The following is a 14,017-nucleotide window of genomic DNA, read 5'->3' as shown; positions in this document are numbered from 1 at the left end:
TCCGCTCACTTCAGTGAACTTTTATTATTATTTTATTATTAGCTGTTATAAACGTTCCAGGCAGCTTGTAAACCAGCCCCTTGTACTGTTTTAAAACCAACTCGATTTAACACAGCTTCAAACGCGGTTAATGTTTGCATGACACAAGATTTTCTAGCATTATAGCCCATAGTACCAATACGCCATACATTACCTTTAAGCGGACCGAATGAAGCACCGATTTCAATACCAAAATCATTTAACATTAAATTGCGAACTTCAAGGTCATTAATATGTTCCGGACGAACGACACCAACGACATTATTCATTTTATGATCGAGATCGCCAAACAACTCAAGTCCCATAGCTTGTAAACCAGCAACCATTGCTGCCCCATTAACGCGATGACGCTCAATCACGTTATCTAAACCTTCTTGTAACACAATTCGAGCACATTCGCGTGCAGCATAAAGCATTGAGGTCGCTTCAGTGTGGTGGTTGATACGTTCAGAACTCCAGTAACGGATAATCATATCGATATCAAAATAGTTAGAATAGATCATCTCATCTCGACCACCCGCATCATTTTCAGCACGAATACCCAGCTCAACACATTTACGAGCTTGAATAATCTCGACCATTTTTGGACTTAAAGTAAGAGGAGCAACACCTGGAGGTCCACTTAAACATTTTTGTAAACTCACTGAAACGCCATCAAGTTGCCATTTATCAACTTCAAGTGGGTTACCCACAATCGAAGCAGTTGCATCGACATAAGACAACACACCATGACGACGACAAATTTCACCAATTTTATCCAATGGTTGCAATAATGTGGTTGAAGTGTCACCTTGCACGCAAAGTAATAGTTTGGGTTTGACTTTTTTGATAGCATCTTCAATAACATTAGGATCAAAAACTTCACCCCATGGCACTTCAATAGTATGCACATCAGCACGACAACGGTGGGCAATTTCACAAAGTAATAAACCAAAACGACCAAATACGGGTACTAATACTTTGTCACCCGGTTTAATTGTTGACACAAGAACGGCTTCAATACCGGCTCTTGCAGTACCATCAATAACAAAAGTTTGTTCATTTTTGGTTTTAAAAATATCTCGATAAAGTGACATAGTCTGATTCATATAATCAGTCATAACTGGGTCAAACTGGCCAATTAAAGGTGCCGCCATCGCTCTAGTGACACGAGGATCAGCATTGATTGGACCTGGTCCCATTAATAGTCGCGTAGGCGGATTAATTTGGTCATATTTATCTAGGTCTAACATTATTTTTTCCTTTATTAATATCGAGTTAATTGTTTGAAGATTACACTAACTCATCTTCTCTTATCTATATTTTTCAAAAAATTATTGGCAATGGGATGATGAAACTTAAACAGATTAACAATTTCATTCATCACTTTGCCCATATGCGATTTTTTCCATGCTAATGACAATGGCGATGGCTTACGTTCATTAACCACTTTACAGGCAATCAATTCACCTGAATCTAAATAAGATTGGCAGATTGATTTGGGTAAAAAACCAATACCTAATCCTCTTAAATGGCAAGCCAACTTAGTGGTAATATTTGGCACAATAATCTCAGATTGACTTGGTAATAACCAAGCCACTCGTTTATTCATATGCACAGAGGTATCTTCAACATTAATTGCCGGATACTTACGTAAAGTATCATTAGATAACGCCCCATCAATTTGGGTGATCGGATGATTTTTGGCTGCCACAAACACCCAACTTACTTCACCAAGAGGTAGTATATTAATCATCGTATCAAGCGATTCAGTGCCTGTTGCGCCAATCGCTAAATGGCACTCACCATGCAATAACGAATCCCACACTCCCATATAAACTTGTCGATTTATATTGAAAGTAGTAAAAGGGAATTTTTCTTTTAAAAACGTCAACAAATCGGCTACCGCCTCAACATCATAGAGCAGATTATTGATGGTAATATTAATTTTTCGCTCAACACCATCACGAATCTGTTGTAACTCATCAGGCATGGTTGATAACCAAAGCAACCATTGGCTACATTGCTCATAAAGATGTTGCCCTGCCAGCGTTAGTGTCACAGTCCGTGTGGTTCGTTCAAAAAGTTGAGTATTAAGATCGGCTTCCAATGATTTAATACGATAACTAATCGCTGCTGGTGTTTTGTAAAGTAGCTTAGCCGCTTTTGAAAAGCTATTGCTCTCAACTACTTTAATAAAGGTCCGCATGGTTTCTGTATCTAGCACGATTTAATCCCTTAAAACAAAACGATCAATACCTAACCATATACCAAGTAAGAGATCGGATCCAGAGGTGTGACCATAATTCGATAAATTTTTTATTGATGAATGGTGATATTTATGTTGTGCAAATGAATTAATCACTTGTAGCACCAACAACGAAAATTTACCTTGAAGTGCATAAGTCAAAAAACTAGCACTAACAGTTGTGGTTAACAAATGTAATGACAAACGCTCAAAGGCGAATTTAAGCTGTCGAATTTGATTGTCAAAACGGCAATCGCTTGAGATAACCGCCAACATCCCCACGATAATATCATCAAAACTTGGCGTTAAACCCGGCCCTAAGCCAATAAACGACGTAATATCATCTGCTTTACCATTCATCAAATTAGTCATGGTATTACATAATAATTCGAGTTGATATTGACCAGATAAATTGTCACTTAATTTACCAAATAAGCCGGTAGGATTTTCTATCTCTTTCAATAGATTAGCAATTTGTGATTTATTAACTAATGAATGTTTTTTTATATTTAATTGACAAACATGCGTATCAAGTGAAATTAAAAAAATCCCAACTTGCAAATCACCCGTTGCCGATTGATAAATAGATAAATCACTACCTAACGACAAAACATAATCAAAATCAGACGATTTAAGTACTATGCCCATGGGCGACAAACCGCTGTTATAACGATGTATAGTAATTAATTGCTGATCATCATTGATTAAATTAATCGTTTGCTGATGAGTACTAAAGAGCGACAACTCACCCGCTTTTATTGGAACATCCGCACTAACTAAAAGTGGTTTGATAATATGAGATGCTTGCGACAAACCACGCTCTTGCAAATAATCAAAAGCGGGGATAGTAAGTCGCTGATTATTTAGCGACTTATTTAAGCATTCATCATCTACATACATCAAACTCATAGCCTATATTTCTAATTTTTTTGCTAATGCCTCGAGAGCTTTTTCAAAACAAGCTAACGGTGCTCTAACTGTACCTGCACCAATTTGGCCCACTCCTGCTTGTTTATGGGCAATACCAGTATTAATTAATGGCGTGATCCCGGTTTCGACAACTAAACGAAGATCTAACCCTAAACAGCATCCTTGGAAATTCCATGTAGGAATTTGGAATAACATATTATGTTCTAAATAGATTTCACTCATCTCTTCAGATACTTCATATGCAACATCCGTGCCACCGGCACCAACAAAGCGAGTTACCCCTGGTGCTGCAACCATAGCTGCCCCACCTATACCAAAGGTTTCAGTAATAGCACTATCACCTATATCTGGGTTTGCATCTTTTTGAGAATAACCGGTAAAGAATAGACCTTGTGGAGTATTAACTGGCGCGGTAAACCACTGATCGCCAAGACCACTGACTTTAATACCAAATTCTTTACCATTACGCGTCATTGCTGTAACGATAGATCCCTCTTTAATTTGCGCTGCGCTATCCATAATTGATTTACAAAATGCCATAGCAACATTTAAGAAGAACTGATCTGTTACGCTTAAAAAGCTAAAGATTTTCTCCATTTCCGCTTTACTACGATCAAGTAAAATTAATTTTGGTGAAAGCGTTCTTAATAATAATGCTGAAGCGGCAATATTACGTTGATGGAATTCATCACCCATTGTAATAGCTTGTGCCATCAAAGCAGTTAAATCGATACCATTATCAAACAGTTTTAATGCATCATTCAAGGCTGGCCCTAACGACTCTTTCATCCAACGATGACGGTCTAAAACCTCCTGACCATAAGCACCAAAACGCATCACTTTACCAATACCTTCATTTAAATTGCAGTAAGCACGATTACCATGGGTAATGTTTTCAACCACAATCATTGGCATATTGGCTGACGTAATCCCCCCCATTGGACCAACTGCATTAACAGAATGGCAAGGGATAAATTCTACTTGGCCTGACTCTAACAAATGCAAAGCTTGCTTCTCATCTTGAGCCCAGCCTTCAAACAAGCAAGCACCAATACAAGCACCTTGCATTGGCCCAGTCATATCATGCCAAACAATCGGTGGTCCAGCGTGAAGTAATTTTTTACCTTGCGCCAAGGTTGGTACAGCTTCTTTAGCGGATATAACGCCTACCCAATGAGGTCTAGCAGCTTTAATTCGTTCAATAATTTTTTGGTTTGCTTCATTTATTGCAGTACGTAACATATCAAAACCTCTTAATTTAATTTTTGCAAAATAGCCGCTAATTTTTTATTACCGCCGGCTATTGGCGCCCATTGATAATGCACAACAGGAATATTCGATGATTGAAGATCTTCAGCAAAACTTCTTAAACCAGCATTAATCACACTAATATGGCTTAATAAAGGATATGGTTTAATGAAATTATTTGATTTAACCGGTGTAATCAGTTTTTTAGCTAACAAAATAGCTTCCGGTAAATTATTCATTACAACAATATTCGCTGATTCTAACGCCTCAATTTGCTTACTACGACTTTGCGGATCTTGCTCTGAACCAGTCACAGTTGCGATAGCTATCAGTGGATGATTATCACCTCGTTTAGCACAGGCTTTTTGATAACCTGAAATAACTGACTCAGCCGGATTGGCATTTGCGCCATAGCCAATAACCAAATCAACAAGTAATACACCTACGTCGTGATTTTCACCAAGCTGAGCGATTTTATCTTCGCGAATAGATGGATCAATCATAGGATGAGGTTTACCTACAGTGTAAAAATCATCACCTAAATCAATAATTTTATGCCCCTGTTGATCTAACATAATCCCTTTATCATGATGATGACCGGTAGTGAGATTGAGTTCTTGAGCAAGCAACATCGCCGCTTCTGAAGCTAAGGTACCGCCAGTATATAACCCTGTAATCGTTTTATTGGCTAAATTAGGCAACTTATTCGCTATCGCTTCAACTGGACTTAATAAACAGGCTAATCGAGCTGCTTCATCTAATGTTCGTGCAAAATAGATATTATCGTCTTGAGGTTTATCGATTTTCGAGCCCAAAAACAAAGCCACCACCGGTTTGGGGATTAACTTCATGGCTGAAATCACTTTTTCCCGTACACTGTCTGCTGGCGGTTTAGAAATAAAGGTAATCACTTGTGTATCAGCATCGGCAGCGAGCATATTTAAGGCAGTAAGCGCACTAATCCCCCCGACTTCAAGCGACAAATCACGCCCACCCAAACCGATAGCTTGCGTAATACCTTGATTCAATAGAGCGATTTGTGAAACCACTTCTTGAATACCCGTACCAGACGCCCCAATTACCCCAATATTCCCTTTAGGAATAACATTAGAAAACGCTAAGGGTGCACCCGCGATAAAGGCCGTCCCACAATCGGGGCCCATCACAATTAAATCTTTTTTAGACGCTTTAGTTTTTAAACGGATTTCATCTTCGATTGATACATTATCAGAAAAAATCATCACATTCTTATTATCATCTAAAACTTGATCGGCTAACTCAGCGGCGTACTCCCCAGCAATCGAAATTAACACTAAATTAGCATCAGGTAATTTTTTCGTTGCGCTAGCTAAACGCCTTGCTTTAAGTAGTTTTGCACCACCTTGCTGAGCTTGAGCGATATTTTTTAGTGCATCCTCAAGTTGTTGACTAATCAACTCGACAACATCATTAGAGTCATCTTTGGTTTTAATCGCGACACAAATATCATTTGGCGTTGCATCATTAAAACTATCACTCCAAAAACCTGTTGCGGTTAATAAAGATTTATTGGCAGGAGTACCCATCATGACAGATACTTCATCAACCTCATCAAGATTACTCAGTTTTTTTGATATCAACATCAAACTAACAGAATCTTGAAAGCTTCCCTTTTTTATAAAAGATTGAATCATGAGAATAGGCCCCTCAAATAGGATAAATACTGTTAACTTTGAACCTCATTAAGCTCATTAAAAAAATCTAATAGTTAGATTATATTTATATATTACGGAAAAAATAAACAATAAGCAGGTTATACATCACAAAACATTAACGATATCAAAAATATAATATTATTTAAAATCAGTATCATAAAAGATTGTTAAAAAATTTTTTATAATAATAACTACTTAATTTAATTAAATTTCACAAATATAAAAAAGCTAGTTTGATCACATTATTATTTGATATTAATAGTATGGTAAACAAAAAAAACATTTAAAATGATCCGTAGTATCGACACGATATGTGCGGTTAACATTAAAAGCAAAATGTTAACGATGATGGAGTTTTAAATAGCAGGTAAATATTTATGAATATTTTATATGATGATGTTGCTAATGCAGTTAAATGGATATCGAGCTTTGGTGGTTTAGAACAAGGCGGAACAACTCGATTACTTTATACTGAACAATGGCTTACTGCCCAAAATGCAATTAAAGAAAAACTCTCACAAATTGGCATGAACACCTATTTTGATGATATTGGTAACTTATATGGTCGATTTGAAGGCAGTAAATATAAAGAACAAGTCATCATGTCTGGCTCGCATGTTGATACCGTTGTTAATGGTGGCAAACTTGACGGCCAGCTTGGCATCATTGCAGCTATGCTTGCCATGAAATACCTAAAAGAGAACTACGGTCAACCATTACGCACCTTAGAACTTATCTCCATGGCAGAAGAAGAAGGCAGTCGCTTTCCTTATGTCTTTTGGGGAAGCAAAAACGTATTTGCCATCGCCAACAATGATGATGTTGCCGATATCGAAGACAACAATGGCATTAAATTTGTCGATGCAATGAAAAACTGCGGATTTAAATTTAACACCCAAAAAGCACGCACCGATATCAAAGCCTTTTTAGAGCTACATATTGAACAAGGAGGCGTACTTGAGCGGGAAGAAAAAAGCATAGGGATTGTAACCAGCATCGTTGGACAACGTCGTTACAATATCCGCTTAATAGGTGAAGCAAATCATGCAGGCACCACACCAATGAGTTACCGTAAAGATGCTATCTACGCTTTTAGCCGAATTTGCAACGAATCGATTAACAAAGCAATTAAAGTGGGTGATCCATTAGTATTAACCTTCGGTCATGTTGAACCCAAACCCAATGTGGTTAACGTCGTTCCGGGGGAAGTGATGTTTACAATAGATTGTCGTCACACTAACCAAGAAGAACTTAAAAGCTTTACCGAAGAGATTGAAGCTGACATGATCCGCATCGCCAAAGAACTGGGCCTTGAGATCGAAATAAATCGTTGGATGGATGAAGCCCCAATTCCAATGGATGACAAACTTATAAAAATGCTCGAAAACATCTGCAACCAAGAAAAACTAAGTTATCGCGTAATGCATAGTGGTGCCGGTCACGACTCACAAATTTTTGCACCACGAGTACCGACCGCCATGTTATTTGTACCAAGCATCAAAGGCATCAGCCACAACCCTGCTGAAGATACTAAAACCGAAGACTTAGTTGAAGGAATAAAAGCATTAACTTATGCCCTTTACCAATTGGCTTATCAAGAATAATAAGGAATTAAAATGACAGAAAAAAAAAGTGGCATACAGTACTGGCATAAAATCGTCGCTTTATTATTCCTCGGTTGGTTAGTGATGTGGATTTATCGCCCCGTATTAGCAGCGATTTTTCCTGAAATTCAACAAACTGTAGGACCTCAATCAAATACTGAGCTGGGCTTAATTGCTAGCTGTTACTTTTTTTCCTACACCTTAATGCAAATTCCAGCTGGGATCTTAGTTGACAAATATGGTAAAAAAGCCGTGGTGATTCCTGGCTTCATACTCTTTACCATTGCCGCTATCATGATTGGTAATGCACACTCAATGATGATGATCTATATTGGTAGCTTACTGGCGGGTCTTGGTTGTGGTTCTTACTATGGTTCGGCTTGGTCACTATCCGCCGAAAATATTCCAGCTGAAAATCGTAGCTTCGCCTCTGCCATTATCAACACTGGTGCGGCGTTAGGTATGGGCGTTTGCTTATTATCCACCAGCTTCTTAGTTAAAGCGTTGGATATGCCATGGCAATATATGCTCTATATTATTGCGGCTCTAACACTCTGCTTAATTGCTGGATTTGCAATTATCATTAAAGAGCCATCGATTAAAAGCGTCATCACTCAAAAACAGAAAACGGAAACGGCGCCGAAAGAAAAACATAACTTCTTTAGTAGCCCAATGGTTGCTTGTTACATAATGTACTTTGCAACATGCTATGGCTATTACATGGTGGTAAGCTGGTTACCCAACTTTCTTGAAACTGAACGAGGCTTTACTGGCGGAAGCATTGGCTCTGCATCATCCTTAGTCGCATTCGCGGCTATTCCTGGCGCACTTGTCATCAGTAAAATCTCGGATAAATTTCGTGCTAAACGACTATTTTTTATTATCGTATTAGAACTGCTTTCAGCCGGAACACTATTTATGGCAGTCCAATCATCCACCATCACCTTATTACTGATGGGATTAATCCTCTATGGATTATTTGGCAAGTTTGTTGTTGAACCGATTCTAATATCTCACGTCGCTGACATTGCCCCAAAAAGCAGTTATGGCACAGCATTTGGTGTATTTAACTTCTTTGGCATGAGTTCATCAGTGATAGCACCACCATTAACTGGATTATTAGCGGATATAACAGGAACCAAAATTACGGGGTTCTATGTAGCTATTGCAATCTTAGTTATTGCAACAGCATTATTCTTTTTAATTAATTTGCGTAAACACATAACCAACTGATTCACGCAAAAGCATCGACTATTTATCGATATTTGATAAATAGTCGAAAAAAGTAGTACTCACGGCAAACCTTGCCTAAATCTAAAGCATATGTTCCAAGGAGATCATTATGGGATATATCAATAACAACATCGGCTACCCAAAAGACCTATTAGCGTCCCGCGCGATAATCAAACGTCATAATTTTGCCTTAATACCGCCTGATGGCTTAGTTAAAAATATCATTCCCGGTTTTGAAAATTGTGACATCACCATCTTAGCCACACCTAAACTGGGGGCATCCTTTGTCGATTACCTTGTCACCATGCACCAAGGTGGTCAAAATTTACAAGGATTTGGGGATGATGTTATTGAAGTATTTGCCTATGTGATAGAAGGTGACGTCAACGCAAAAGCCAATGACCAATCACACCGTTTACAAACTGGTGGCTACATCTACTGCCCCGCTGGGGTTAAACTCTATTTACAAAATATGACCGCTTCATCACGCTTATTCCTGTACAAACGTCGCTACAACCCTATTTCCGGTTATCAAACACGTGTGATTGCTAATCATATTCAACAACTAGAACGCATGAATTATGAAAATATGGATAACGTATTTATACAAGACCTTCTCCCCAAAGAACTCGGTTTTGATATGAACTTCCATATTCTTACCTTCCTACCGGGTGCAAGTCATGGCTATATCGAGACCCATGTACAAGAACACGGCGCCTACTTACTTAGTGGTGAAGGTATGTACCTACTTGATAACCAGTGGATACCGGTTAAAAAAGACGACTACATCTTTATGGGAGCCTATGCGCTACAAGCGTGTTACGCTGTTGGCCAACAACCACTGAGTTATATCTACTCAAAAGATTGTCATCGGGATGTGGACATCTAAACAAAAATAAAGGACACCGTATGGAACTAATAGTTATTGCATTAGGTGGTAATGCGATTTCAAAACGAAATGAATTACTCTCTATTGACAACCAATACCAAAACATCAACAGCACGACCCAATTTATTGCCAAATTAGCCAATAAATATCGACTGGTTATTGTTCACGGCAATGGACCACAAGTTGGATTACTTGCTCTACAAAATGCCAGCTACCCAAGCGTACCCGCCTACCCGCTCGATGTCCTTGTTGCTCAAACACAAGGCATGTTAGGGTATATGATACAGCGAAGCTTACAGCAATATGTCAATCAAGTGACCTGCGTATTAACACAAGTCGAAGTAGACAGCAACGACCCATCATTCAAAGATCCAACCAAATTTATAGGTCCGGTATATCAACCTGAAGAACAACAAAAACTACAAGCCCAATATGGTTGGCAATTTAAACAAGATGGCAAATACCTAAGACGTGTGGTTGCATCCCCAAAACCGAAAAAAATTATCGAACTTAATACCATCAAAGAGCTAATTAACCAAGATACCATCGTCATCTGCAATGGTGGGGGCGGAATTCCCGTAATAAAAGATAAATCGGGTTATAAAGGTATCGAGGCGGTTATCGACAAAGATCATAGCGCTGCCCAACTGGCAATCGAACTAAAGGCTGACCACTTGATGATATTAACCGATACTGACGCCGTATATGAAAACTGGGGCACACCTGAGCAAACCGCTCTAGGCAAAGTTGATACCAAACGAATACAACCAATGGCAATCGATGATGGTGCTATGGGACCAAAAATCAAATCCGTTATTGAATTTGTCGAACAAACTGGCAATACCGCCTATATTGGCAACTTAACAGATATCGAATCGCTATTAGCACAAACAAAAGGCACTATCATCACCAAATAGCGACTATAGATAGGAGTGATAAAATGAGACTAGACAGACAAACACTACACAACTTAATTGCCAAAAAACTACATAAAGCTGGATTAACTCAAGAGCACGCCGATATTGCTGCCGATACGCTTTCATTTGCCGATGCACGAGGCATCCACTCGCATGGCGCCGTACGCGTTGAATATTATGCTGAACGCATTGCAAAAGGAGGCATGACTCACTCCCCCAATGTCACCTATAAAGAAACCGGTCCATCATCAGCAATATTAGATTTTGATAACGGATGCGGATTAGTTGCCGCTAAAGTTGGTATGGACAAAGCCATAGAAATGGCGAAAAAAAATGGCGTTGCCGTAGTCGGAATTCGTCGAATGTCACATAGTGGCTCGCTTTGTTACTTTACCGAAATGGCAGCTAAACAAAACTTAGTCGCCATATCCATGTGCCAATCTGACCCAATGGCGGTTCCATATGGTGGCGCGGAAGAATTTTTTGGAACCAACCCAATCGCATTTGCAGCACCAACGAACGACGAAAGGATTGTCTCATTTGACATGGCAACCACTGTCCAAGCTTGGGGAAAAGTCTTATACGCCAGATCAAAAGGCGCCTCCATTCCCCCAACATGGGCGGTTGATGAACATGGTGAACCAACAACCGATCCCCACAAAGTAAACGCCCTACTACCAATAGCCGATGCCAAGGGTTATGGACTAATGATGATGGTCGATGTACTTTCAGGCATATTGCTTGGCTTACCATTTGGTAAAAACGTGTCATCAATGTATGCGGATTTATCCCAAGGGCGCAACCTTGGTCATCTGCATATTGTAATCAACCCACAATACTTTGTTGGACTCGATATCTTTAAACAAACCATGTCAGCTATGCTTGACCAACTAAAACAAACCAAACCAGCCAAAGGCAATAGTGAAATCTTCTTTCCAGGCGAAAGAAGCAAAAAACGTGAAGCCGATTACTTAAAAAATGGCATAGAGATAGTTGATGATATCTATAATTATTTAATTAGTGATGATATTCATTACAATCGTTATGATCATAAAAATAAATTTGCCGAATAATATCAAGGTTTCAAAAACCCCGCTCCTCAACTTTTTTTACGATAAAACACCGCAAAAATAAACCCGCCTAGGCGGGTAATTGTAGCGTCGCTAAGCCACAAAATCGCTTTTTATGGCTCAGCAACGTTGATTATTAGCTTACTTTTAATAACTTAATACTCCAATCCTAGGCCTAAGGATTAAGCACGAAGAAATAAGAACTAATGGGAGACGCAAAGCCCATAGATTGGGTAACCCGTTTGACCTATCCAATCAACTTCACCACTAAGTGTACGCACGATAAACTGTTCGTTACCATACTGATCGCTAGTCCACAAATCATAGCTGCCGAATGTGTCAATTCCTGTGTAATGATGCACATCGCCCCACTCCGCGAGAAAGCCACCACCAATATGACGCATGTACCCCCTATAAGGTGAATGAGGTGTAGCACTAGGTATGTATACACCTGGACGATCTGGACGAGTTGCATTTGTTAAATCTTTTACTTTTGCAAGCCGATAACCAATACGATTACACCAAGATAAACTTTTAGGATAAGTGTAATCTTTATTATTACGATGGATGAACCACTGCTTTAACGTAAATCCATATTTAAGGACTGCATTACCTCTACTATCTCTTCCAACTAACTCGAAGGTCTGAGGCAAAGAAGGTGTGAGAATACGACCAGGCTTGGTTGAGTTTTTTTGGGATTCAGTTGCAAAAGGACCAGTTAAAGTAACGTGTACACTGTTGGCTGTAGAATTGCTCATAGTTGCAGTGATACCACCCTGAGAAACAGGAGACCAGGACAACGCCTGATAAACTCCATTAATAGTTAAGTCAAAGTAGATATTGTTCATACCAGTGGTAGGAAAGTTTAAACCATAACGTGATGGATCAGTTGACTGAGGAAGAAAACCTTTGCCTGAGATCCACATCGTATCGGGAGCAGCAGTTGATACTACATCGAAAGTCGTTTGAGGGCTCACCAAACAAACCACAGGCGGAGACTTAGGACTAATGTAATAATTCACACTACTATCACTATAAACTTTACTTGTATTAGGAATACCATAACGAGTATACAATTTGACATTATAAGTACTTAACGTAATCTTATAAGGTGCATCACAAATATTTAGCACTGTATTGCGCGATAAATAAGCACCCTTTCTATCAAAGAGAGATAACCATATACTTCCTCTAATACCCTTGACTTCATCTCCATCATTATCCTTAAAATAATCATAAGATGAACCAATAAGACCTTCAATATCGAAGTAATTACCGCTATTGTTAGTTGGAACCAACATGTTAATATCCGCAAAACTTTGCCCTTCAACAGGCAACACGATTGGTACAGAAGGGGATGAGATATTAGTTGAAGGCGTGTATTTAACACCATTGGATAAAGTAATCCAGAGCAGATCACTAGCGTCAATCGCCTCAGTTTGACCTCCGTCGAAAGTTAAATATGGTGCATGACCATTAATTTCATTTTGGGTTTTAGCGATCAATGCATTGCTTGAAAAAGAGATCAAAATGCTCAATCCACAAAAGATTTGCAGGGATAATTTGAAACCACGAAATAAGCGTTGAATGCTAAAATTAAATGAATTTAAATGATAAATTGACCTGTGCTGTTTTTGTTTGAAATTATAATGCATAGCTGGCATCCTTGCTAATTAATATTATGATTAATATCATGATTTATATATATTTTCACACTAACTCATTAACATTTATGTATAAAAAGAAAAGAAGCAATAAAAACTAAGACGAAACGCAAAGCCTTGTGCCTCCACCATTAGTCCTTTTCCAATTGCTATCGACAGCGCTCACGATGAAAAATACAGATTGTTTACTACTATCATAGAGGTCACTAGTCCCATACCAATGATTGATGGAATTAACATTGGAGTCAGATGTCACATCGCCCCATCCCGCAAATAGCCCGATACTAATTCGTCGCTGAAAATGAAAGCTTTGGCCTACTATCGGTAGTACAATTGGAAAATTTAATGAATTATTTGTTGACGGTGTATATCTCATTCCATTTGATAAAGTAATCCCTAGCAAACCCGCGGTATTAATTGCACGTGTGCGACCGCCATCAAATGTTAAATACGGAACATTACCATTAACAACATTTGATGTTTTAGATGTTAACGCATGGCC

Annotated in this window: 12 protein-coding genes; 5 read left to right on the top strand and 7 right to left on the bottom strand. The window is 38.8% G+C overall.

Annotation, left to right across the window (positions count from 1 at the left end; translation table 11 throughout):
• Positions 1-38 precede the first annotated feature (38 nt).
• The 5 genes from J3U09_RS00060 to fdrA are packed head-to-tail and all read right to left on the bottom strand — an operon-like array spanning position 39 to position 6,117.
• Positions 39-1,271 carry a pyridoxal-phosphate-dependent aminotransferase family protein gene (locus tag J3U09_RS00060; RefSeq protein WP_065562977.1) on the bottom strand — a complete coding sequence of 411 codons (1,233 nt, stop codon included), beginning with the start codon at positions 1,269-1,271 and terminating at the stop codon, positions 39-41.
• A 50-nt stretch (positions 1,272-1,321) separates the two neighbouring features.
• Positions 1,322-2,245: an HTH-type transcriptional activator AllS gene (allS, locus tag J3U09_RS00055; protein WP_065562976.1), complete on the bottom strand. Its 924-nt coding sequence runs from the start codon at positions 2,243-2,245 to the stop codon at positions 1,322-1,324.
• A 3-nt stretch (positions 2,246-2,248) separates the two neighbouring features.
• A complete protein-coding gene (locus tag J3U09_RS00050) occupies positions 2,249-3,175 on the bottom strand; it encodes a DUF2877 domain-containing protein (protein WP_220225967.1) in 927 nt (308 codons plus the stop codon).
• A gap of 3 nt (positions 3,176-3,178) precedes the next feature.
• Positions 3,179-4,438, bottom strand: coding sequence for a DUF1116 domain-containing protein (locus tag J3U09_RS00045; RefSeq protein ID WP_267330732.1), 1,260 nt, complete (start codon positions 4,436-4,438; stop codon positions 3,179-3,181).
• A gap of 11 nt (positions 4,439-4,449) precedes the next feature.
• Positions 4,450-6,117, bottom strand: coding sequence for an acyl-CoA synthetase FdrA (gene fdrA, locus J3U09_RS00040; RefSeq protein ID WP_267356581.1), 1,668 nt, complete (start codon positions 6,115-6,117; stop codon positions 4,450-4,452).
• A gap of 398 nt (positions 6,118-6,515) precedes the next feature.
• On the opposite strand from fdrA, the gene allC reads away from it, so the two are divergent.
• From allC to allD, 5 genes are all read left to right on the top strand, one after another.
• Positions 6,516-7,742, top strand: a complete 1,227-nt coding sequence (gene allC / locus J3U09_RS00035) for an allantoate deiminase (protein ID WP_267356579.1) — start codon at positions 6,516-6,518, stop codon at positions 7,740-7,742.
• A 12-nt stretch (positions 7,743-7,754) separates the two neighbouring features.
• Positions 7,755-8,975, top strand: coding sequence for an MFS transporter (locus J3U09_RS00030; RefSeq protein ID WP_267356577.1), 1,221 nt, complete (start codon positions 7,755-7,757; stop codon positions 8,973-8,975).
• A 109-nt stretch (positions 8,976-9,084) separates the two neighbouring features.
• Positions 9,085-9,864, top strand: a complete 780-nt coding sequence (gene allE / locus J3U09_RS00025; protein ID WP_267356575.1) for a (S)-ureidoglycine aminohydrolase — start codon at positions 9,085-9,087, stop codon at positions 9,862-9,864.
• Between the two features lie 20 nt (positions 9,865-9,884).
• Positions 9,885-10,781: a carbamate kinase gene (locus J3U09_RS00020; RefSeq protein WP_267338750.1), complete on the top strand. Its 897-nt coding sequence runs from the start codon at positions 9,885-9,887 to the stop codon at positions 10,779-10,781.
• 23 nt (positions 10,782-10,804) lie between these two features.
• Positions 10,805-11,854: an ureidoglycolate dehydrogenase gene (gene allD, locus J3U09_RS00015; protein ID WP_065733973.1), complete on the top strand. Its 1,050-nt coding sequence runs from the start codon at positions 10,805-10,807 to the stop codon at positions 11,852-11,854.
• A 200-nt stretch (positions 11,855-12,054) separates the two neighbouring features.
• On the opposite strand, the gene J3U09_RS00010 is transcribed toward allD, so the two are convergent.
• The gene (locus tag J3U09_RS00010) at positions 12,055-13,506 is read right to left on the bottom strand and encodes a hypothetical protein (protein ID WP_267356573.1); all 1,452 of its coding nucleotides are present in this window, start codon (positions 13,504-13,506) and stop codon (positions 12,055-12,057) included.
• 106 nt (positions 13,507-13,612) lie between these two features.
• Positions 13,613-14,017: hypothetical protein (locus J3U09_RS00005; RefSeq protein ID WP_267356571.1), on the bottom strand; the 405-nt coding region annotated here is incomplete at its 5' end.

It is taken from the genome of Gilliamella sp. B2889 (genome assembly GCF_026536885.1).
Classification (GTDB): domain Bacteria; phylum Pseudomonadota; class Gammaproteobacteria; order Enterobacterales; family Orbaceae; genus Gilliamella; species Gilliamella apicola_E.
Note: the sequence above shows the minus strand (reverse complement) of the source record. Positions and strands in the feature narration are given on the sequence as shown.

Coding starts and splice junctions, on each gene's coding strand:
- J3U09_RS00020 (WP_267338750.1), top strand. CDS start 9,885: ATGGAACTAATAGTTATTGCATTAGGTGGTAATGCGATTTCAAAACGA.
- J3U09_RS00010 (WP_267356573.1), bottom strand. CDS start 13,506: ATGCATTATAATTTCAAACAAAAACAGCACAGGTCAATTTATCATTTA.
- fdrA (WP_267356581.1), bottom strand. CDS start 6,117: ATGATTCAATCTTTTATAAAAAAGGGAAGCTTTCAAGATTCTGTTAGT.
- J3U09_RS00045 (WP_267330732.1), bottom strand. CDS start 4,438: ATGTTACGTACTGCAATAAATGAAGCAAACCAAAAAATTATTGAACGA.
- J3U09_RS00050 (WP_220225967.1), bottom strand. CDS start 3,175: ATGAGTTTGATGTATGTAGATGATGAATGCTTAAATAAGTCGCTAAAT.
- allE (WP_267356575.1), top strand. CDS start 9,085: ATGGGATATATCAATAACAACATCGGCTACCCAAAAGACCTATTAGCG.
- J3U09_RS00060 (WP_065562977.1), bottom strand. CDS start 1,271: ATGTTAGACCTAGATAAATATGACCAAATTAATCCGCCTACGCGACTA.
- allC (WP_267356579.1), top strand. CDS start 6,516: ATGAATATTTTATATGATGATGTTGCTAATGCAGTTAAATGGATATCG.
- allD (WP_065733973.1), top strand. CDS start 10,805: ATGAGACTAGACAGACAAACACTACACAACTTAATTGCCAAAAAACTA.
- J3U09_RS00030 (WP_267356577.1), top strand. CDS start 7,755: ATGACAGAAAAAAAAAGTGGCATACAGTACTGGCATAAAATCGTCGCT.